Genomic DNA, 20,015 nt, shown 5'->3' on the forward strand with positions numbered 1-20,015 from the left:
CTATTTCAGCGAAATGGTGGTGTTGACGCCGCCGGCCACGCTGCCGTCGTCAAACCAGCGCGCCGTGATGGTCTTGGTCTGGGTGTAGAACAGGATCACCTGCTTGCCATACGGGCCCAGGTCGCCCAGCTTGGAGGCGCCGGAACCGGTGAACGAGAACAGGGGAACGGGCACCGGGATTGGCACGTTGATGCCAACCTGGCCCGCGTCCACCTCCTCCTGGAATTTGCGGGCCGCCGCGCCGGACTGCGTGAAAATGGCGGTGCCATTGCCGTTCGGGTTGCTGTTGATAAACGCCAACGCCTCATCGAGATCGGCGGCGAACACCAGCGACAGCACCGGGCCAAAGATCTCCTCGTCGTAGATGGCCATGCCGGGCTTGACGCCGGAGAAGATGGTGGGGCCGACGAAGTTGCCGTTGGCGTAGCCCCGCACGTCAGGCTGGCGGCCGTCGAGTTCCAGGCGCGCGCCCTGCTCGATGCCCAGCCCGATCAAGCGTTCCACGCGGGACTTCGCCGCGCACGAAATCAGCGGCCCGATATCGGTGCCCTGCTCGGCGCCGCCACTCACCTTCATGGACCGGGCCTTTTCCACCAGTTCCGGAATCCAGCCATTGGCCTCTCCCACCAGCACCACCACCGGCAACGCCATGCAACGCTGGCCGGCCGCGCCGAAGGCCGCGCCCAGGATATTGTTGAGCGCCTGGTCCTTATTCGCATCGGGCAGCACGATAGCGTGGTTCTTCGCGCCCATCATGCACTGCACGCGCTTACCGGCCAGCGACGCGCGCTGGTACACATGGGTGCCGACCCTGGTGGAGCCGACAAACGACACCGCCTTGATGTCCGGATGGTCACAGATGGCGTTGACGGCCGTCTCGCCGCCATGCACCACGTTCAGCACGCCGGCTGGAATACCGGCGGCCAGCGCCAGTTCCACCAGGCGCATGGTCACCATCGGGTCCTGCTCGGACGGCTTGAGCACGAAGGTATTGCCGCAAGCAATGGCCATGGGAAACATCCACAGCGGGATCATGGCCGGGAAATTAAATGGCGTGATGCCGGCGCACACCCCTATCGGCTGCTGCAAGGTATAGGTGTCGACGCCGCTCGCCACGTTGTTGGCCATCTCGCCCATCTGCAGCGAGCCGATATTGGCCGCGTGTTCCACCACCTCCAGGCCGCGGAAGATGTCGCCTTCAGCATCGGCCAGCGTCTTGCCCTGCTCGGCCGTCAACAAGGCGGCCAGCTCCTTGATGTTCTCGCGGATCAGTTGCTGGTACTTGAGGAAGATGCGGGCGCGGGTGCCGATCGGCGTCTTGCGCCAGGTTGTATACGCGTTCTTCGCGGCGGCCACGGCGGCGGCGATTTCCGCCGTGGTGGCCAGCGGTACGCGCGCCAGCACTTCCTGCGTGGCCGGGTTGACGACGTCGCGCCATTCGGTGGTGCTCGATTCGACGAATTCGCCGTTGATCAGCAGCTTGACGGTTGGTACGGATACGCTCATGTTGGCTCCTCGACGTGGTGGTTGAATAGCCCCCAGAATACGCAGCCAACCCCGTTCCGCCCATGCCGAAAAAGCGCAATCTTGCTGCAAGAATTTGCCACTCGCGCGGCCAGCACGGATCCCGTGCAAATTGTTTATACTTGCAAAAATGGCCATTACAGCAGCCGGCTTTCCTCAATCGAAATTGGTTCCCACCCATGAACAAAGGCAGTGTCTCCGTCTATTTTGTGCAATCGGCCCTGGAGGCTTTGCGTGCGCGCGGTATCGCAGCCGATACCGTATTGTTGGATGCCGGCATCGCGCCGGCCGTGGTGCAAGCCCAGCACGGCCGAGTGACGCCCGAGAGTTTCAGCACCTTATGGCTAGGCGTCGCGGCGGCGCTGGACGATGAATTGTTCGGCCAGGACCGGCGGCGCATGAAGGTGGGCAGCTTCGCCATGATGACTTATGGACTGACAGCCTGTGCCAGGCTCGACGATGCGTTGAAGCGCATGGTTCGCAGTTTCAATTTGATCCTGGACGATTATCACTGCGAGCTGAAGACATGCGGCGATGAAGCCGCGCTGACGATACGTCCCGCCACGGCCGATGCCGAGACCAGTGTGTTTGGCTTCGAGACACTATTGATGCTGCAACACGGGCTGGCGTGCTGGCTGGTGGGGCGCCGCATTCCCGTACTGTCGGCCGCGTTCTGCTATGCGGAACCTCCGCGCAGCGCGGAATACCATCACATGTATTCGGAAAACCTGCGGTTTGGCCAGGAGGCGACGGCGCTGCATTTTTCACGCGCGCTGCTCGACCTGCCCGTGATCCGCGATGAACAGGACGCCCGTGTTTTCCTGCGCAAGGCACCCGGTAACATCGTCGTGAAGTACAAGAATGCGGACGGGCTGGCGGCCCGGATCCGGCGCCACCTGCGCGCCGCCGCCGATGCCTGGCCTGGCTTTGACGTGGTCGCCGCGCAACTGAATATGACCCCGGTCACGCTGCGTCGGCGTCTGGACGACGAGGGCCAGAGTTTCCAGCTGATCAAAGACCAATTACGGCGCGATATGGCCATTGAATTACTGTGCCATTCATCGCACAGCGTATCCAGTATCGCCACCAAACTGGGCTTTGCCGAAGCCAGCGCCTTCCACCGCGCGTTCAAGAAGTGGACCGGCACCAATCCGGGACAATACCGGATCCGCGCCAGCCAGGCCTAGGGCGTCACGTCAGCGCCAAGTGCGCCAGGTCGGACTGGCCTCGACGCTGCCGGCGATCGCGCAGGGCGACGAGTCCGGCTGCAGCCAGCCTTTCGCCGCAATTGCACGCAGTCTTACAAATGCTTTCCATTGAAACCATAAAAGACTGTATCGTGCGCGCCTCAGCAAGTAGGCTAAGCGACTCGGCATTGGCCAGTACTACTTACGGTCGCCAGGGGACCGTTGCATCCCCTGCAGTTCCGTGCCGTCCGCGCATGCCTATAGGCAACTTGGCGCATCGCCGGGCGGGCCCGCTGGCCGGGCGCAATTCCATCGAAAGGAGTCTTTCTTGCTAGACCTTAAGAACACCCAAACTGCGACTGTCATCAAAGTGATCGGCATTGGCGGCGCCGGCGGCAACGCTGTCAACCATATGGCCGCCTCCGGACTGTCGGCCTTCGAATTTATCTGCGCCAATACGGACGCACAGGCGCTGTCGCATACGCGCGTCGAAAAGCGCATCCAGCTCGGCGAGAGCGGCCTTGGCGCTGGCAGCGACCCGATTGTCGGGCGCGAAAAGGCCCTGCGCGAACGCACGATGATCGCCGACGCGATCAAGGGCGCGCATATGGTGTTTCTCACTGCCGGCATGGGCGGCGGCACCGGCACCGGCGCGGCGCCCGTGGTCGCCGAAGTGGCCCGCGAGATGGGCATCCTGACTGTTGGCGTCGTATCGAAGCCCTTCGACTTCGAAGGCCCGCGGCGCATGCGGGTCGCCGAAGAAGGCATCGCCTTGCTGGCGAAATGTGTCGACGCGCTCGTCATCGTCCTCAATAGCCGCCTCGAAGAAGTCTTGGGTGGCGACATCACACAAAAGCAGGCGTTCGCCGCCGCCGACGATGTGTTGAGCAAAGCCGTTGCCGGTATCGCGGAAATCATCACCGTGCCTGGCATGATCAACGTCGACTTCGAAGATGTCCGCACGGTCATGCGCCTGTCCGGCATAGCGATGATGGGTTCGGCCCAACACGCCGGTGACGACCGTGCCGTCAAGGCCGCCGAAGAGGCGATCTCCTGCCCGCTGCTCGATGGCTCCAACCTGCACGCCGCACGCGGCTTGCTGGTCAACATCACCGCCTCCGAAGAGACATTGAAGCTGCGCGAAACCAAGCAGGTGATGAATGTGATCTGCGCGCAAGTCAGCGACGACGCCATGATCAAATTCGGCGCGGTCTTCGACGATGCGCTGGGTGACGCCATGCGCGTGACGGTAGTCGCCACCGGATTGAACCGGCCCGGCGACCTGGCTGGCGGCGCCAGGCGATTATCGATGTCGCGGCTGACGCCGGGAGGTGGCTCAGGGCCGGGCTCGGCTAACCAGCTTCGCGGTGCCGGGCTGAGAGAGCCGCCATCACCGGCGGTCCTGCGCCAGACCGCCTCCTAGGCAGCCGCCCACTTGGCGGCGCCCTCCCCCGCGTGCTTATTCTCCAGTAGATAATGCAGCTTTGATCTGGGCCAGCGAGCTGGGATCTTCGATGGTGGTCAGGTCGCCCGGGTCGCGCCCTTCGCAGAGCGCCTGTATCGAACGGCGCAACAGCTTGCCGGAGCGGGTTTTGGGCAAGGCGTGGATGAACACCACGCGTGACGGCCGGGCGACGGCGCCGAGCTGCTGGTCGACCACGCCCATGATTTCCTTTTCCAGCGCCGCGCTGGCATCGGTCCCCGCGGCCGCGTCGGGATGCTTGAGCACCACAAAAGCCACCGCCACCTGGCCCTTGAGCTGATTTTCGACCCCGACCACCGCCACCTCGGACACATTGGGGTGGGACGAAATGCTCTCTTCGATCTCGCGCGTGCCCAGGCGGTGGCCGGCGACGTTGATCACGTCGTCGGTGCGCCCGAGAATGAAGTAATAACCTTGCGCATCGCGGATACCCCAGTCAAAGGTGGAGTAGACCTGCTTGCCGTTGATCTTGTTCCAGTAGGTGGACAGGAAGCGCTGGTCGTCGCCATACACGGTCTGCAGGCAGCCCGGCGGCAACGGCCCTTCGATGACGACCACACCTTTCTCGTTGGCGCCGCAGTCTTCGCCCGTGGCCTCGTTCTGGATCTTGACCTTGTAGCCGAACACGGGCAGACCGGGACTACCCAGCTTGGTCGGCTGGTCTTCAATGCCCTTGGCAATCGACAGGATGGGCCAGCCCGTTTCGGTCTGCCAGTAATTGTCGATAATCGGCACGCCCAGCGCGTTCGCGATCCAGTTCGAGGTGGTTTCGTCGAGTGGCTCGCCGGCCAGGTACAAGGCCTTGAGCGAGGACAGATCGTATTTCGTCATCATTTCCGCAGGCTGCTTCTTCAGCACGCGCACCGCAGTGGGGGCCGAGAACATGCGGGTGACCTGGTATTTCTCGACGATGCTCCACCAGATGCCGCCGTCGGGCGAAGTCGGCAAGCCCTCGTACATGATGGTGGCCATGCCCGCGATCAGGGGGCCATACACGATATAGGAATGCCCGACCACCCAGCCGATGTCGGAGGTGGAGAAGAAAGCTTCGCCCGGCTTGGCGCAGAAAATATGCTTCATCGACGCAGCCAATGCCACCGCATAACCGCCAACGTCGCGCTGTACCCCCTTCGGCTTGCCGGTCGTGCCGGAGGTGTACAGAATGTAGGACGGCTGGTTCGATTCGAGCCAGGTGACGGGCACGTCGGCGTCGAGATTGTGTTCGCGCCGGCTGGCGTAGTCCACGTCGCGTTCCGGCACCAGCGTCATCGGTACCAGGCCGCGGTCGACCAGCAGCACGTTGGACGGCTTGAAACTGGCCAGCGCGATGGCCGCATCGAGCAGGGGCTTGTATGGCACCGGCTTGCCGCCGCGCGAACCGGCGTCGGCGGAAATGACCAGTTTTGGCTGCGCGTCGTTGATCCGCGTGGCCAGGCTGTGGGAAGCAAAGCCGCCGAACACGACCGAATGGACCGCGCCGATGCGGGCACAGGCCAGCATCGCAAACGTCGCCTCGGCGATCATCGGCATGTAGATCAGCACGCGGTCGCCCTGCCCCACGCCCAGCCCGATCAGGATGGCCGCCATGCGGCACACTTCCGCGTGCAATTGCCTGAAGCTATACACTTTCTCCTGGTGGGTCTCGGTCGAAATGGCGATCAGCGCCGGTTGTTCGCCCTGTTTTTCCAGCCAGCGGTCGACTGCGTTGTGGCACAGATTGGTACGCCCATCGACAAACCACTGCGCGAACGGCGCCTTGCTGTAGTCGAGCACCTGCGTGTACGGCGTTTGCCAATCGATCGCTTGTGCTTCACGGCCCCAGAAGTTAGCCGGTTCATCGATCGATTCTTGGTAGAAGTCTGCGAAGGTCATGTCGTCTCCAGTTTTTGTCGTTGCCGTTTCATGCGGATAGCTGCGCCGTACTTTCATGGTCGCTATTGCAATCGCCGTGCCAAGCGATGCGCCGGGGCGGCGCAGACCAGCGGACTGGTAAAAGAATCCTTTGCTTTCAATTATTTGGCAATGGCACAGACGCAAAACATTGTCATTTTCAGCATCCTGACTGCGCATTTTTCTATGTTGAATTTGTTTCACACCATGTTGCACGCAATTGCAGCACAGCCAAGGCGAAACGAAATGAAACACCACTGAAACAAACAGACCATGCGACCAGCAAGGACAAGCCCCCGCCCCCCACTCCAGAAAGGCAGAGATACCATGCGCTTCCCTGATTTTTTCGACCAGGCCCCCACTATCACCGTGCATGACGGCCTGGCCGAGTTTCTTGGTGCTTGCACCGACGGCATGATCACCTACCGCTATATCGACGCCGTCAAGCTAGCCGGGCACTCGTGCCCGACGGTCGCCGGCGCCTACCTCATGACGCGGCGCGCCTTGAGCGCCTTGTACCCCGACGGCACGCCGGAACGGGGCGCGCTGCGGGTGCGGTTTGCGGCGGCGCAGGATGAAGGCGTGAGCGGCGTCATTGCCAGCGTCGTCGGCCTGATCACGGGCGCGGCAGGCAGCGGCGGCTTCAAGGGCATCGGCGGCAATTTCCAGCGCCAGCATCTGCTGCAGTTTGACGCCGGCGATGCTGGCGAGGTGGTGTTCGAACGTGCCGACAACGGTGCGGCTGTCCGGCTCAGCATGCAAATGCACCGGGTCGCGGCTGACCCAGGCATGAGCGTCCTGTTGAGAAAGATCCTCGACGGCCTCGCCACGCCGGACGACAAACGCGCATTCGCCACCTTGTGGCAGGGGCGCGTCAAGCGCATCCTGATCGATCATGCGGACGACCCTGATCTCTTCACCGTCACGCCCGTCGCGCCAGCGGCAACGTAGGTAAAAAAAAAAGAAGCCACTGCAAACGCAGCAGCCTCTTCAACAAAGCTGGCGTATGGGAATTACTGTGCGCCTTTGGTCTTGTTGTCGGTATTCGGATGCCCCGCTGCAAATGCAAGCGCATCGCGCAATTGGCCGTAGCGATAGCCAGCGTAGTGACAGTGGCCGCCGGCGCAGACGATGGCGTGCAATCGCATTGTATTTTCGTCTTCTTCAGTTGGGTGAAATTCAGCCCGCCAGTCAGGCCGGAATGCTTCATCGCGCATGAAGCCCGGCGTGGCGTGCTCCCCGATATCTGGTGTGGAGCCCTTGGCTCAATGCAAGCGGCTCCGCTTTTGCGCATACATTTGTTCGTCTGCCAGGAGCACGTAATGCGACAGCATCAGGTCCGCGCTGGCATCGACCGGCACGACGCCGGCACTGATCGAAACACGGTACGGCCGTTCCTGCATCAGGTTGAACGCGCGCAGATTGGTCTCCATCCGCGCCAGGATGACGTCTGGCTGCTCGTCGTCAAGGGTATAGGCGACAAATTCGTCGCCCCCCAGGCGTGCCACCACATCGGAATGGCGAAACGACTGGCGAAACACAAGCGCGGCGTCCTGGATCATGGCGTCTCCGGCTTCGTGACCCAATTCATCGTTCACGCGCTTCAGGCCGTCAATGTCGGCGAAGATAACGGCGCTTTTCGTGCGCTTGCGCTTCGCAAGCTTGTAGATCTGTTCGGCCTGCAGGAAAAAGCCGCGCCGGTTATACAAACCCGTCAGGACGTCGGTCAACGACAGCATCCGCATTTCGTTCACCGCCTCGTCCCGTAGCTTCAATTCTTCGCCATGGGATACTGACGTGTCCGCAGCTTCCTGGCGCTGTTCGCGCAAGAGCCGCTCCAGTGAATGATGTGACTCGATTTTACCCAGCGCTGCCGCCGCCAACTGCAGAATGTACGAGAGAGTGCGTTTGTAGCCATCCTGCGTCGCGCTATCCAAGTCATGGTTCCAGCTGACGGCGAGGACTGCCACTGCGGCTTGCGCCGGCACGGCCAGCACCAGCATACGTGCCCCGCCAAATTCGGGCTGCCGTTCGCCGTTGGGCTGCTCATCCGCAGCCACTCCCGCGTCGGCAATCAGGCGCGCTGCGGCACAGTACAGCGGATGGCCCGTGCCGGCCATATGCACGATACCGTGGCTGTCGAACTCGACGAGATCCATCTGATCGTTGCGCAGGAGCAGCAGGGCCGAATCGAGCCGGACCATTTCCACCAGGGCGCGGCCTACCAGTGCCAACGAGCCTTGCGCCTCGTCGGTCTGCAGCAAGTCGCGCGCCAGTGTCAACATGATGCGCAACTGAACGGGGCCGAGCTGCCGGGTCTGCACCCGATGCTTGCTCATGGTGTGCCGCCCTCCATTTTCAGTCCTCCCTCTGGACTGGCGTCAGCGGCGGGGAGGAAGGCGTGATTGCTTCCGAGACCAGCTGGTCGGTACTGGGTGGCCGGCGCAACAAAGGCTGGTCGAGGACGCGCGTAATCACACCCGAGGGAACGCGCCTGTATTCCATATACCCCTGCGCCAGCGTCCGGTTACGCACGGATTGGATGTTGACGCCGCGCGCCACCGCTTTCGCGGTACCGGTATCAGAACGTCTTTGGCGTTCGTTCATTTCTATCCCGATACGCTAAGTTCGCGGATGCTTCATGGCTTCGGACTCCCCGGCCGCGATGCGTTCTTCGCGCGTCGTAATCGGATCGCCGCCATCATGGACAAGGCCAGCCGCGCGCTCCGCGTCAGCCTGTACGCCCGGCGCTAAGGATCGGTCCTGAGCTACGTCTGCCATAGGGGGTGTCAACATGTCGCGCACCATGCTGCGCAACTCCGCCGCGTCAGCTGACAGGCCGCGCCTGAGCCGCTGGTGAATATAGTGCTGAAGTTCCGATTCCTGCTCGACGCTCAGTGGCAGCTCATGGAAAGAAACTTCCAGTCCGGCGTTATCCATGGTGCTTCTCCTGATTTGCAACTTACACCGAGTGTACGCCCATTCCCGCGCACGCGCCGGCCATCTGCGCTGGCTCGGACTGCCCATACCTTAGCTGCGACGCGGCCACGGCTGGCGCCGCCAAAACGTCGCCGCCGGCTGAGGGCTTGCTCACCCTTCCCGGCGGCGCGCATACCAATTCAATAGGGGGGCAACCGTGATGCCATGAGCAAGGATAGATGCGGTGACGATCCCCACGACAACATGCACAAGCTGCTGTGCGAATGTCCCGGTCACGCCATGATTCAAAGCGAATTCCAGGTAGTACACCGAAGCGATGCGACGGATGCCGAGCCAACCGAACAGCACCTTCTGCGGAAGAGTGCATTTCGCAAATACCTGCCTCCCCTGCTACGCATGCCTGTGACAACTGTCGCCGCGAATGCCGGCCTCCACACGTGGAATGCCGCGCACTCCCCGTGCAATTAAGCAGCCGCGGACCTGGAAGCCCGATGGCTCACATCTTGCTTTTAGGTGACATACCGGTCGCCCGGACCGGCGACTATTCCAACACCACAGGAGACAGCATGAGCCTTAAACACACCCTCGCCTGCGCGGTAGCCACCGTAACGCTTCCCATCAGCGCTTACGCCGGCATGCCCGGCATGCAAGGCGCGCAGCACCTGGGCATCACCGTGCCCAACATGGACGAGGCGGTGAGCTTCTTCGTCAATGTGATCGGCTGCGAGGCATCGATCAAACTCGGCGCCTTCAAGTTCGCCGACGACTGGATGAATGTGCACCTGAACGTCAATCCGCGGGCCGAAATCAAGCGGTTCCAGATGGTACGCTGCGGCTACGGCACCAACCTTGAAATCTTTGAGTACGGCGCGCCGGGACAAGCCAAAGCACCGCCCAGGAACAGCGACGTGGGCGGGCACCACCTGGCCTTTTATGTCGATGACATGGACAAGGCCGCCGCCTATCTGAAGGCCAAGGGCGTCAGGACACTGGGTGCACCGAGTACCTTTACAGACGGGCCAGCCGCCGGCTTGACCTGGATGTATTTCCTTTCACCCTGGGGCATGCAGCTGGAAATCGTCAGCACGCCCAAAGGCATGGCCTACGAAAAGGGCGCCAAGCGCGTACTGTGGGATCCCCGTTACCCTGCCAAATAAGCACCGCGCCATGAAGACCTTGATCGGCAACGTCGCCACGGCGCGCATGCGCCACAATCCTGCCGCACAGTGGCGTGCGCTGTTTGCCGCGCTGCTGCTGGCCTGGCTGTGGAGCGTGCCGACCGGTGTCCGGGCGCACGCCGACGGCCGGGCCAATATCCGGGTCGTCCATTTCACCTACGACACCGCCGGCATGACGGCCTATTTTCGCGTGTCGCTTCCCTTGCTGGCGCACGGGCCCGGCGACATGCCCGCCCCATACGTCATTACACGCAGCGAAAGTGGCCGCGTCTTCTATTACGTGAGCGGCACGGCACTGAATGCCGCCACGGCCATGGCATCGGCGACGCTGGCGTCGGGCCATGCCGTGACGGTGCAGGGCAATGCCGTTGCACCGCAAGTGCTGTCGGCGTCGATCCACGTGAAGGGTGCCGTGCCGCCGTTCTCCAGCGCCGACCAGGCGCGCCTGGCGACGCGCGCGTCATCGCCCCCATCCGGGCCGCTGCCGCAAGACGGGACGGCGATCGACATCGGCAACATGCTGCTCGACGCAGCCGTGTTCTACCCCGCCGTCAGGCCGGACGGGCCGTTCGCCTTCAGCAGCGCGCTGCAGGCCGGCTTGCTCAGTGATGCCCCCATCCATACGATCTTACTGTCCCATATCGCAGGCACGACGACGCAATACAGCCGCAGTGGTACGCTGGACGCGGCGATCACCGTCAATCCCCCTGTGATGCAGGCCTTCATGCAATTTGTTCGCGCCGGCGCCGCCCACATCCTTGAAGGATATGACCACCTGCTGCTGGTGGTCTGCCTGGTAGCGGGCGACCTGCGCCTGCGCGCGATCGCACTGAAGATCAGCGCGTTCAGCGCCGGCCATGCCCTGTCCATCGTGGCAGGTTTCTATGGCTTGCTGCCTCAGGCCAGCTGGAGCGAGCCTGTGATCGAACTGCTGATCGCGCTATCGGTGCTGGGAGCGGCCCTGCTGCTGGTACGGCAGCGCGTCGCCTCGCATCCCGCCCTGCTCACCGGCCTGGTGGGCGTGGTGCACGGCTGCGGCCTCGCCATCGGGCTGCGCGCCATCCTGTCCGATACCGGTCCGAACATCGTCACCTCACTGCTGTCGTTCAATGTCGGGGTCGAGCTGGGGCAGTTGACCGTCGGCGCCGGAGTCTGGTGCCTGTTGCGGCTGGCGCAGGCGGCTCCCAAGCCTGGCGCGGCGCGCATACGCCTCGGTGTGGCGCTGGGCGCGGCGGCCATTGCCGTGTACTGGGTCGGCGACCGCGCGCAGCCCGTGTGGAGTGCGCTGCACCCGGTCTGATCCCAGCGCGCTGGGTCGGCAACGGTACGCGCGCAATGCGCGGCAAGGTCCGGCAACGCGTGGCGCGGCGGCGCGCTGCCCAGGTCCGGTGCAGCGCCTGCCATCATGCCCCGTCTTTGTCCGGGCATGGCGCACCTTAACGCTGATTGGGCGGCACGATGCTGAATTTCTTCATGTAGCGATACAACGTCGCCCGGCAAAAGCCCAGTTCATCGGAGGTCTTCGTGACATTCCATTTATTGCGCATCAGCGAGGCCAGCAACTGCTCCATGTCGCATTCCTCGCCCCCTTTGCCTTCCACCGACACCTCGGCTGCTTCCTCCGCCACGTCTGCGCGACCGCCCTGGTGCGTGAACTGGTCGCCAAATTCCTGCGGCAGGTCCGACGGCATGATCATATTGCCGTCGGTGACTGCCAGCGCAAAGCGCAGCACGTTGCGCAACTGGCGGATATTCCCCGGCCAGCCGAAGCACAACATCTGCAACATGGCTTCTGACGAGATGCCAGCCTCGATATTGAGCAGTTCGGCCTCCTCGGCCAGCACCTTCTCGATCAGGTAGCGCTTGTCGGTACGGTCGCGCAGTGAAGGCAGGTGCAAGGTGGCGCCGCACAGGCGGTAATACAAGTCCTCGCGAAAACTGCCCGCGTTGATCAGGTTGCGCAAGTCGCGGTGGGAAGCGGCGACGACGGTCAGATCCAGCGCGACGGGCTTGTCCGCCCCCAGCGGCAATACCTCCTTTTCCGACAGCACGCGCAGCAGCCGCGTCTGCAGATGCAGGGGCATGTCGCCTATCTCGTCCAGGAACAGCGTGCCGCCGTCCGATTGCAGTATCAGGCCCTTCATGCCCTTGCTGCGTCCGCCGGTGAAGCTGCCGGCCGTGTAGCCGAACAGCTCGCTTTCGATCAACGATTCTGGAATCGCGCCGCAGTTAACGGCCACGAACGGCTTGCCAGCGCGTACACTCGATTCATGCAGCGCCTTCGCGATCACTTCCTTGCCCGTGCCCGTTTCGCCGTGGATCAGGATATTGAGCTTGCGGTTGAGCAGGCGCTTGGCCTGCTCGAGCAAGCGCCGCATCGCCTTGTCGTCGCCAGCCAGGCGGTCCAGTATGGGGTAGCTGGTGTGCTCCAGCAGCTGGCCGCCGTCGGCCGGAACTGCGTTCACCAGTGCCGCCGGCTTGCGCCGGCGCGGCATGGCGACGCTGGCATAGAACATCTTGTTCGATTCGCGGGTCACCACCGAGCGGTCGCCGGCGCCATTGGCACGCACCAGGCGCCACAAATCGTCGGCCGACAAGTTGAACAGTTCGCTCACCAGCCGCCCCACCGGCTCATTGCCGGCCAAGCCATCGCGCCGCCGGAACAGCTGGCGCCCGCCCGTATTGGCGCCCACCACGACGCCGTCGTCGTCAAAGGCCAGCATGATCTCGCCGCTCACTTCCACCAGTCCCCACGCCGTACCCAGGCGCAAAATCCAGCGGTCGTCAAAATGGCGCAGGAAATTGGCGTCCTCGATCATCTGGGCATACATCACCGTCAGATGCAGAGCCAGGTGCTGGCTCTCCTTGCTCATGGGTGAGGTGAGCGCCGACATGTCCAGCACCGCCAGGAATTTTCCTTCCGGATCGAACAGGGGGGCAGCGGAACAGGTCAGGGGAATATGGGTCGGGTCGAAGTGGTCGCCCTGGTGGCAGGTGAGTGCCGTCTGTTCCACCAGGCAGGTGCCGACCCCGCAAGTGCCGGCCGATTGCTCGCTCCATTCGGCGCCCAGGTACAGGCCTGCCTGCTTGAGTTCACGGGAGCGGGCCTCGTTACCGATATAGTCGACGGCGATGCCCTTGGAGTCGGTCAACAACAGCACATAATCGAGGCCCGACACGCGCTTGTACATCTGCTCCATGCCCACCCGCGCCACCAGCATGAACTCCTCGATCTGTTCCTGGTGCTCGCGCAATATGTCGGAGGTGACGATGTTCGGTGCCCGCAGATGGGACGGGTCCAGCCCATAGTCGTTGACACAGCGGGTCCATGACTTATGGATCAGGGTATTGTCGTCCGTGATATTGGCTGCCCCCATCTGGGTGGCGACCGACAGGACGTTCTTGATGTGTTGCGTTTGTGCTCGGTTTATCACTGGATGTCTCCTTCTCTCATGGTGCGCGCCGGCCCAACCGGACATCACCTGGTCCACTTTGATGTGGCTCTGCTTGTTGCCGCGAAAGTCAATGTTACGCTACTTCATCGGTCCTTTTTCGACCGGCGCAGTCCGCTGTTGCACGATCAGTAAATATCGTCGCCTTCCTCCCACACGCCCGGACCCGGCGGCGCCCGGAATGGCTGCGGTGCGCTCGCGCCCACCGTTGGCGAAACCGCCCCCGCGGCCCCGACCGGCGCCCGCTGACGGCGCCGTATTTCGCCGGCGTAGGCGTCGCCGCCACCCAGGCCCGCGGCCAGTGCCTGCCGATCGGCGTGGTAGCTCGACCGAACCAGGGGCCCGGCCGCCACGTGCAGAAAGCCCATGGCCAGGGCAAGTTGGCGGAACGCGTCGAACGTCGCGGGAGCGACATAACGGCGTACCGGCAGATGGCCGCCCGATGGCGCCAGGTATTGCCCTATAGTTATCATATCGACATGATTTGCGCGCAGGTCGCGCAGCACATCCAGCACCTCGTCGTCCGTTTCGCCCAGCCCGACCATGATGCCGGACTTGGTGCGCAGGTCCGGATAGCGGGCCTTGCAGCGGCGCAGCAGCGCCAGCGAGTGGGCATAACTGGCACCGGGGCGCACCGCCGGATATAGCCTGGGCACGGTTTCTATATTGTGATTCAACACATCCGGCGGCGCCACGGCCAGCGCGTCGAGCGCGTGCCCGAGGCGGCCGCGGAAGTCGGGCACCAGAATTTCGACCTGCGTGTGCGGCGCCAGCGCGCGCACATTGCCGATGCACTGGGCGAAGTGGGCGGCGCCGCCGTCGCGCAAGTCGTCCCGGTTGACCGAGGTGATGACCACGTGGCGCAGGCCCAGCGCAGCGATGGTGGCGGCGAGCCGGCCCGGTTCGGCCGCATCGAGCGCCTCGGGCCGGCCATGGGCGACGTCGCAGAACGGGCAGCGGCGCGTGCACAGGCTGCCCATGATCATGAAGGTCGCGCCGCCATTGCCGAAGCACTCGCCGATGTTGGGGCAACTGGCCTCCTCGCACACGGTCACCAGCCCGTTGGCGCGCAGGATGGATTCGATTTCCCGGAAGCGGGTCGAGGGCGATGCCGCCCGCACCCGTATCCAGTCCGGCTTGGCCAGGCGGTCGACCGGCACGATCTTGATGGGCAGGCGCGCGGTCTTGCCGGCGCCTTTCTGTCTGAGCCCGGGCGCCGTGCCGGCCTGCGTTGTAGTGTTCATGGTATCGCTCACGTTTTGGCGGGACGGCCGCCGCGGCCGTCTCTGGAATGGAAAAAAGGAGCAGGCTTGCGCCTGCCCCAAACACTGCACAGAGGAGACTGGCGTGTCAGATTGCCCGCTGCTGCAGCTGGCTGGCGATATGCTCGGCCTGCCGGATGGCCAGCGCGACGATGGTCAGGGTCGGATTGGCCGCCGAACTGGACGTGAACTGGCTACCGTCGGAAATGAACAGGTTCTTCACGTCGTGGGTCTGGCCCCATTTGTTGACCACGCCGTCACGGGGGTTGGCGCTCATGCGATTGGTCCCCAAATTATGGCTGGCGGGATAGGCTGGCATGTCGATCACGCGACTGGCGCCCACGGCCTCGGACAGCTTGCGGAACTGGACCAGGCCGTGACGGGCGATCGCCTCGTCGTTGCCGTGGTAGGTCTTGCTGACGATCGGTATCGGCAAGCCATACTGGTCCTTTTCCGTCGGATGCAGGCTGATGCCGTTCTGTTCGCGCGCCATGTCCTCGCCGCAGACCCAGACGGCCGTCATATGGTCGTACATCTCCAGCGCGGACGTCACGTCGCGGCCCCAGCCGCCCGGCTTCATGAAGGCGGCCGTGTAGGGCAACCCCAGGGCCAGGCCCTCCAGGTAGTAGCCGCCGTTGAAGCCGCGCCCCGTGTTGAGCGCCACTTCGTCCGCCACCACGGCGCCGATGTCGAAGCCCCGGTTCATGTAGACCGGCTTCTGGTGGATGGCCACGGCCGCCGCCGTGGCATGGTTCATGTAATTGCGGCCCACCTGGCCGGAAGAATTGGCCAGGCCGTCGCGGAACATATTGGACGCCGAATTGAGCAGCATGCGCGGCGATTCGATGGAATTGCCGGCCACGCAGACCACGCGGGCCTTTTGCAGCACGTGGCGGCCCTTGCGGTCCGCATACAGCACGCCGTTGACCTTGCCGCTCTTGTCATGCTGAATCTGCAGCACCATGCTCTCCGGCCGCAGCTCGACCCGGTTGGTGGCCAGCGCGCGCGGAATCTCGGTGTACAGCGTCGACCACTTGGCGCCGATCTTGCAGCCCTGCATGCAAAAGCCGATCTGCTGGCAGCCGGGGCGCCCATCGTAGGGCGCCGAGTTCGATGCCACCGGCCGGATGATCTTCTGGTAGCCGATCCTGCGGGCGCCGGCCGCCACCACCTTGTACTGGTTACTTTCGGGCATGGGCGGCAACCCGCTGGCGGCGGTGCCGGCCACCCCCATCTTCTTTTCCGCCAGCTCGTAGTATGGCGCCAGTTCGGCCAGCGTAATCGGCCAGTCCAGCACGTTGGCGCCTTCGACCTGGCCATAGATGCTGCGGGTGCGGAAATCGTGCTCCTGGAAGCGCAGCGCCACCCCGGACCAGTGTACGGTGGAGCCGCCGACGGCCTTGACGATCCAGGCCGGCAGGTTGGGATAGGTCTTGGTGTGATGCCAGCCGCCGGCCGAGATGCGCTTGTCCAGCCACGATATCTTGTTGAACATGGCCCACTCGTCGTTCTCGAAATCGGCTTGCGTGAAATGCTTGCCCGCTTCCAGGATGACGATCTTGTCCACGCCCTTCTGTGCCAGCTCGTTGGCCAGCGTCGCCCCGCCGGCACCGGAGCCGATGATGACGACCACGCCATCGTCATTGAGATTGAATTTCTTGCTCATGATGTCCTGTCTCCTTCAGTTATTGTTATGCCTTGCCGCTCACAGCCAGTCGATATCGTTGAAGCCGCGAGCCAGATAGCCGCCCTTCTCCCAGGATGAGCCTTCGTAGCCCAGCAGCGGCCACACGGCCTTGTTGTCGTACAGGCTGGTGACCATGTCACCCCGGATTTTCTGGAAGAAGGGCCCCTGCTCGATCGCCTTCAGCAGGCTGACCCGGTCGTCCTCCGCCGCCACCTCGGCGTACGGCTGGCCGAAGCGGCGCACGGCGGCCCGGTCCAGCTCCGCCACCCCATCCTGCAGCAGCGCCTTGAGCGCCGGATCCTTGCCGGCCGCCCGCTCGCAGGGGGCGATGGCATCGGCGTAATAGCGGTCGGCCAGGCGGTCGTGGGGGAACACGTCGCGCGCCATCCGCAGCAAGGTCTTGCCAGTGGCCGGCCCCAGCGTCTGGAACGCTCCAGCCAGGCCATCGGCGGCGGGCATGGCCAGCGCCGCCGGCGCCACCGCCGCCGCGCCGAGGGCCAGCCCGCCGCCGCGCAGAAAACCGCGACGCGACCAGGTCACGACCTTGGGCAAGATGCGCATGGTGCCGGCGTTCGAATCTGATTTTTGGTCTTTCATATTTCCTCCAGGGTGCGTCACTGTTAATGTTGAAATGAATTGCGCGCCTGCCGGCTGCCCTCGCGCGGCGCCAGGCCGTGGCGATGCAGGGCCGCGTCCGAGCCTGCCCCCAGCACGTCGGTGAGCATGTGATGCAGGCGTTCGGCCAGCACCTCGGCCATGACGGGGGCGCCCAGCTGTTCGGCGTAGGACGTGGTGCAGTCGCTGAGCAGGCCGGCGTCGCCGGGCTGGCCCAGCGCGTCGCACAGCAAGCTCCAGTCCGGCCGGGCGATCAGCGTGCCCGACGTGATCAGCACGCCGGTGCGCTTGCGCAGCTGGGCCAGGCCGACGATCTTGCGCAGGTTGACCACCACCTCCCACGGCGACAGCCCGCCATAGCAAGCCCACTTCAGGCGGGCGTCGGCCTGGTGCAGGCGCACCTCCTCTGGCGGGATGGCGTAGGCCCGGATACCGGCGTCGCGCAGCAGCCCCGCATGCAGCGCCCCCAGCCAGCGGTAGCTCGACACCGTGCCCTGGCCCACCAGCGGATGGTCGGGCGGCAGGATGATCGAGGCACTCACCATCCATGGCCCGGTCAGCACGGCGCCGCCGCCGGAACCGCGCTGCACCACGGACGCGGCCAGCGCGTGCCGGCTGTCCATGCGTGCCCGCAGGGCCGCCTGGGAACAGCCCAGCACCACGCCGGGCACCCGGTAGGTCCACAGCCGCAGCCGCGGTTCGGTGACCGGCCGGGCCAGCTGGGCCGCATTCCACAGCTGCTCCTGCGACTGGGTGACGGTATCGACGAACACGATTTTGGCGTCCATTACAAGCCCTCGGTGGTTTCCAGTCGGCGCTGCAGGTCGGTCAGGAACAGCGCCGCCGGGTACCCGTCCACTGCACGGTGGTCGAACACCAGATGCAGGCCCATCATGGGCGCGGCGACGATGGCCCCGTCCCGCACCACCGCCCGGACGGCGACCCGGGTCATGCCGAGGATGGCTACCTGCGGCGCGTTGATGATGGGCGTGAAACTGTCGATACCGGTCGTACCCAGGTTGGTCACGGTGAACGTACCGCGCTGGTAGGCGCCGGCCCCCAGCGTGCCCGCGCGGGCGCCGGCCGCCAGCGTGCGCGCCTCGGCGCCCAGTTCGGCCACGCTCTTGCCGTCGGCCTGGCGCAGCACCGGCACCATCAGGCCCTCGTCGAGACTGACGGCCAGGCCCAGGTTTATCTCCGGCATCAGCTCGATTTCCTTGTCCAGCATGCGCGCATTCAGGCGCGGATGGTCGCGCAAGGTCAGCGCCACGGCACGCAACACGTAGGCCGTCAGGCTGGGGCGCGGCTGGTCTTGCCCGGCGGGCCAGGCGGCGCGCAGCCGTTCCAGGGCTGAGACGTCGACGTCGATCGACTGGGCGACGCGGGGCACGCGCCAGCCGGCCTCCATGTTGCGGGCAATGGCGGCGCGCATGCCGCCGAGCGCGATGGTGTTGCGTACGGCGGGCACCGGCGCAGGTAGGGTAGCGTGGCTCATGGCGGGCTACTCCTCCAGCCGTGCCAGCACGGTGGCCGGGCCGATAGTGTCGCCTTCCGCGGCCAGCAGCGCAATCACGCGGCCGGCAGCGGGCGCCGTGATTTCATGGGTGGTCTTGACCAGCTCGGCGCACACCAGCACTTGGCCGGCCGCCACCAGGTCACCCTCCTTCACCTGCCAGTCCTGCAGCAGGGCTTCCGTGCCCGGTTCCACGTCGTCCCAGACGTCGCCTGTCATCAATACATCCATCATGCTGCTTCTCCCTGTTGGTTCAATGTGGCGTGCATCAGCGCACGGACCTGGTCGACGATGTTGCCGACCTGTGGAATGACGGCCTGCTCGAGCGGCCGGCTGAACGGAATGGGCACGTCCGGCACGGCCAGGCGGCGCACGGGCGCGCGCAGGCGCACCGTATCGAGGTGTTCAGCGATGGTGGCGGCAATCTCGCCGGACAGGCCGAAGCTCAGGTAGTCCTCGTCGGCGATCAGCACGCGGCCGGTCTTGGCCGCGGAGCGCAGTACGCTCTCGCGGTCCAGCGGCACGATGGTGCGCAGGTCGATCACTTCCACGGAAATGCCCTCCCCGGCCAGCTGCTCGGCCGCCAGCAGCGACTTCTGCACCATCTGGCTGAGCGTGACGATGGTCACGTCGTCGCCGGCGCGCGCCACGCGGGCCTGGCCGAACGGGATGGCGTAGGCTTCGCGCGGCACCTCGTTGGTGCTGCCCTCGAAATAGGACATCCACGACAGGCCCATGATGCCCTTGTGGTAGCAGAAGATGACCGGGTTGTTGTCGCGGATGGCCTGTATCATCAGCCCCTTGGCGTCGTAGGCGTTCGACGGCACCACCACCTTCATGCCCGGCATGTGGGCGAAGCTGGCGTACAGGCACTGCGAGTGCTGGGCCGCGTCGTTGTAGCCGCCGCCTATGCCGGTAGTCACCACGATGGGCAGCTTGAGGGCGCCGCCCGACATATAGCTGTTCTTGGCCATGTGGTTGTAGATCTGGTCGAAGCAGACGCCGAAGAAGTCGACGAACATCAGTTCGGCGATCGGCCGCAGCCCTTCGGCGGCGGCACCGAGCGCGGCGCCCATGAAGGCCGTTTCCGAGATCGGCGTTTCCATGATGCGCTCGGCACCGAAGCGCTCCAGCAAGCCGCTGGTGGCGCTGAAGATGCCGCCGTATTTGCCGATATCCTCGCCCATGACGAACACGGAAGCGTCGCGCTCCATCTCCTGGCCGATGGCTTCCGAAATTGCCTGCGCCATGGTGAGCGTGCGGTTGTTGCTGCTTTGCATATCA

At 64.3% G+C, this 20,015-nt stretch carries 17 protein-coding genes and 1 pseudogene; 5 read left to right on the forward strand and 13 right to left on the reverse strand.

All coding sequences use genetic code 11. The features are described from left to right. Nucleotides 1-1,506, reverse strand: a complete 1,506-nt coding sequence (locus H3H39_RS16630) for a CoA-acylating methylmalonate-semialdehyde dehydrogenase (protein ID WP_182154546.1) — start codon at nucleotides 1,504-1,506, stop codon at nucleotides 1-3. A 62-nt stretch (nucleotides 1,507-1,568) separates the two neighbouring features. Here H3H39_RS16630 and H3H39_RS16635 point away from each other — a divergent pair, with 62 nt between their 5' ends. Together H3H39_RS16635 and ftsZ are read left to right on the forward strand one after the other, a co-directional pair. After that, nucleotides 1,569-2,711 (forward strand): AraC family transcriptional regulator, encoded by a 1,143-nt coding sequence (locus tag H3H39_RS16635; RefSeq protein WP_311196935.1) that lies wholly within the window; start codon nucleotides 1,569-1,571, stop codon nucleotides 2,709-2,711. Between the two features lie 328 nt (nucleotides 2,712-3,039). Further along, nucleotides 3,040-4,134, forward strand: a complete 1,095-nt coding sequence (gene ftsZ / locus H3H39_RS16640; RefSeq protein ID WP_182154548.1) for a cell division protein FtsZ — start codon at nucleotides 3,040-3,042, stop codon at nucleotides 4,132-4,134. A 36-nt stretch (nucleotides 4,135-4,170) separates the two neighbouring features. Here the strand turns inward: ftsZ and H3H39_RS16645 are convergent, their stop codons facing one another. Beyond that, nucleotides 4,171-6,123, reverse strand: coding sequence for a propionate--CoA ligase (locus H3H39_RS16645; RefSeq protein ID WP_182154550.1), 1,953 nt, complete (start codon nucleotides 6,121-6,123; stop codon nucleotides 4,171-4,173). A gap of 288 nt (nucleotides 6,124-6,411) precedes the next feature. Here H3H39_RS16645 and H3H39_RS16650 point away from each other — a divergent pair, with 288 nt between their 5' ends. Beyond that, nucleotides 6,412-7,035 carry an FmdE family protein gene (locus H3H39_RS16650; protein ID WP_182154552.1) on the forward strand — a complete coding sequence of 208 codons (624 nt, stop codon included), beginning with the start codon at nucleotides 6,412-6,414 and terminating at the stop codon, nucleotides 7,033-7,035. Between the two features lie 62 nt (nucleotides 7,036-7,097). On the opposite strand, the gene H3H39_RS16655 is transcribed toward H3H39_RS16650, so the two are convergent. From H3H39_RS16655 to H3H39_RS16665, 3 genes are all read right to left on the reverse strand, one after another. Next, complete coding sequence (locus tag H3H39_RS16655) at nucleotides 7,098-7,301, reverse strand: hypothetical protein (RefSeq protein WP_182154554.1); 204 nt, start codon at nucleotides 7,299-7,301, stop codon at nucleotides 7,098-7,100. Nucleotides 7,302-7,349: 48 nt separating this feature from the next. Beyond that, nucleotides 7,350-8,423 (reverse strand): GGDEF domain-containing protein, encoded by a 1,074-nt coding sequence (locus tag H3H39_RS16660; protein WP_182154556.1) that lies wholly within the window; start codon nucleotides 8,421-8,423, stop codon nucleotides 7,350-7,352. A 283-nt stretch (nucleotides 8,424-8,706) separates the two neighbouring features. Next, on the reverse strand, nucleotides 8,707-9,024 hold the full coding sequence (locus tag H3H39_RS16665; protein ID WP_182154558.1) for a hypothetical protein: 318 nt from the start codon (nucleotides 9,022-9,024) through the stop codon (nucleotides 8,707-8,709). Nucleotides 9,025-9,515: 491 nt separating this feature from the next. On the opposite strand from H3H39_RS16665, the gene H3H39_RS16670 reads away from it, so the two are divergent. Next, the gene (locus tag H3H39_RS16670) at nucleotides 9,516-10,181 is read left to right on the forward strand and encodes a VOC family protein (protein WP_220461580.1); all 666 of its coding nucleotides are present in this window, start codon (nucleotides 9,516-9,518) and stop codon (nucleotides 10,179-10,181) included. Nucleotides 10,182-10,191: 10 nt separating this feature from the next. Further along, complete coding sequence (locus H3H39_RS16675; RefSeq protein WP_182154560.1) at nucleotides 10,192-11,502, forward strand: HupE/UreJ family protein; 1,311 nt, start codon at nucleotides 10,192-10,194, stop codon at nucleotides 11,500-11,502. Nucleotides 11,503-11,638: 136 nt separating this feature from the next. On the opposite strand, the gene H3H39_RS16680 is transcribed toward H3H39_RS16675, so the two are convergent. The 8 genes and pseudogenes from H3H39_RS16680 to H3H39_RS16715 form a co-directional block, all read right to left on the reverse strand. Continuing rightward, nucleotides 11,639-13,636, reverse strand: coding sequence for a sigma-54-dependent Fis family transcriptional regulator (locus H3H39_RS16680; RefSeq protein WP_182154562.1), 1,998 nt, complete (start codon nucleotides 13,634-13,636; stop codon nucleotides 11,639-11,641). A 308-nt stretch (nucleotides 13,637-13,944) separates the two neighbouring features. Beyond that, a pseudogene (lipA, locus tag H3H39_RS16685) lies at nucleotides 13,945-14,898 on the reverse strand (lipoyl synthase); the annotation flags it as partial. Between the two features lie 106 nt (nucleotides 14,899-15,004). Then, nucleotides 15,005-16,582, reverse strand: coding sequence for a GMC family oxidoreductase (locus tag H3H39_RS16690; protein ID WP_182154564.1), 1,578 nt, complete (start codon nucleotides 16,580-16,582; stop codon nucleotides 15,005-15,007). A gap of 39 nt (nucleotides 16,583-16,621) precedes the next feature. Beyond that, a complete protein-coding gene (locus tag H3H39_RS16695) occupies nucleotides 16,622-17,200 on the reverse strand; it encodes a gluconate 2-dehydrogenase subunit 3 family protein (RefSeq protein WP_220461583.1) in 579 nt (192 codons plus the stop codon). Nucleotides 17,201-17,223: 23 nt separating this feature from the next. After that, nucleotides 17,224-18,006, reverse strand: a complete 783-nt coding sequence (locus H3H39_RS16700) for a lipoate--protein ligase family protein (RefSeq protein WP_182154566.1) — start codon at nucleotides 18,004-18,006, stop codon at nucleotides 17,224-17,226. Next, nucleotides 18,006-18,713 (reverse strand): 2-oxo acid dehydrogenase subunit E2, encoded by a 708-nt coding sequence (locus tag H3H39_RS16705; RefSeq protein ID WP_182154568.1) that lies wholly within the window; start codon nucleotides 18,711-18,713, stop codon nucleotides 18,006-18,008. The genes H3H39_RS16700 and H3H39_RS16705 overlap by 1 nt, the downstream gene beginning before the upstream one ends. A gap of 6 nt (nucleotides 18,714-18,719) precedes the next feature. Then, nucleotides 18,720-18,965: a lipoyl domain-containing protein gene (locus H3H39_RS16710; protein WP_182154570.1), complete on the reverse strand. Its 246-nt coding sequence runs from the start codon at nucleotides 18,963-18,965 to the stop codon at nucleotides 18,720-18,722. Then, entirely contained in the window at nucleotides 18,962-20,011 is a 1,050-nt protein-coding gene (locus H3H39_RS16715) for an alpha-ketoacid dehydrogenase subunit beta (RefSeq protein WP_182154572.1), read from the reverse strand. The genes H3H39_RS16710 and H3H39_RS16715 overlap by 4 nt, the downstream gene beginning before the upstream one ends. Between the last annotated feature and the right edge of the window lie 4 nt (nucleotides 20,012-20,015).

It is taken from the genome of Rugamonas apoptosis (genome assembly GCF_014042355.1).
Taxonomy (GTDB): Bacteria; Pseudomonadota; Gammaproteobacteria; order Burkholderiales; family Burkholderiaceae_D; genus Rugamonas; species Rugamonas apoptosis.

Excerpts from the sequence above, each read along its gene's own strand:
- H3H39_RS16695 (WP_220461583.1), bottom strand. The coding sequence starts at position 17,200 with ATGAAAGACCAAAAATCAGATTCGAACGCCGGCACCATGCGCATCTTG.
- H3H39_RS16670 (WP_220461580.1), top strand. The coding sequence starts at position 9,516 with ATGGCTCACATCTTGCTTTTAGGTGACATACCGGTCGCCCGGACCGGC.
- H3H39_RS16655 (WP_182154554.1), bottom strand. The coding sequence starts at position 7,301 with ATGCGCGATGAAGCATTCCGGCCTGACTGGCGGGCTGAATTTCACCCA.
- H3H39_RS16650 (WP_182154552.1), top strand. The coding sequence starts at position 6,412 with ATGCGCTTCCCTGATTTTTTCGACCAGGCCCCCACTATCACCGTGCAT.
- H3H39_RS16710 (WP_182154570.1), bottom strand. The coding sequence starts at position 18,965 with ATGATGGATGTATTGATGACAGGCGACGTCTGGGACGACGTGGAACCG.
- H3H39_RS16635 (WP_311196935.1), top strand. The coding sequence starts at position 1,569 with ATGCCGAAAAAGCGCAATCTTGCTGCAAGAATTTGCCACTCGCGCGGC.
- H3H39_RS16675 (WP_182154560.1), top strand. The coding sequence starts at position 10,192 with ATGAAGACCTTGATCGGCAACGTCGCCACGGCGCGCATGCGCCACAAT.
- H3H39_RS16630 (WP_182154546.1), bottom strand. The coding sequence starts at position 1,506 with ATGAGCGTATCCGTACCAACCGTCAAGCTGCTGATCAACGGCGAATTC.
- H3H39_RS16690 (WP_182154564.1), bottom strand. The coding sequence starts at position 16,582 with ATGAGCAAGAAATTCAATCTCAATGACGATGGCGTGGTCGTCATCATC.
- H3H39_RS16700 (WP_182154566.1), bottom strand. The coding sequence starts at position 18,006 with ATGGACGCCAAAATCGTGTTCGTCGATACCGTCACCCAGTCGCAGGAG.
- H3H39_RS16665 (WP_182154558.1), bottom strand. The coding sequence starts at position 9,024 with ATGGATAACGCCGGACTGGAAGTTTCTTTCCATGAGCTGCCACTGAGC.
- H3H39_RS16705 (WP_182154568.1), bottom strand. The coding sequence starts at position 18,713 with ATGAGCCACGCTACCCTACCTGCGCCGGTGCCCGCCGTACGCAACACC.
- H3H39_RS16715 (WP_182154572.1), bottom strand. The coding sequence starts at position 20,011 with ATGCAAAGCAGCAACAACCGCACGCTCACCATGGCGCAGGCAATTTCG.
- H3H39_RS16660 (WP_182154556.1), bottom strand. The coding sequence starts at position 8,423 with ATGAGCAAGCATCGGGTGCAGACCCGGCAGCTCGGCCCCGTTCAGTTG.
- H3H39_RS16645 (WP_182154550.1), bottom strand. The coding sequence starts at position 6,123 with ATGAAAGTACGGCGCAGCTATCCGCATGAAACGGCAACGACAAAAACT.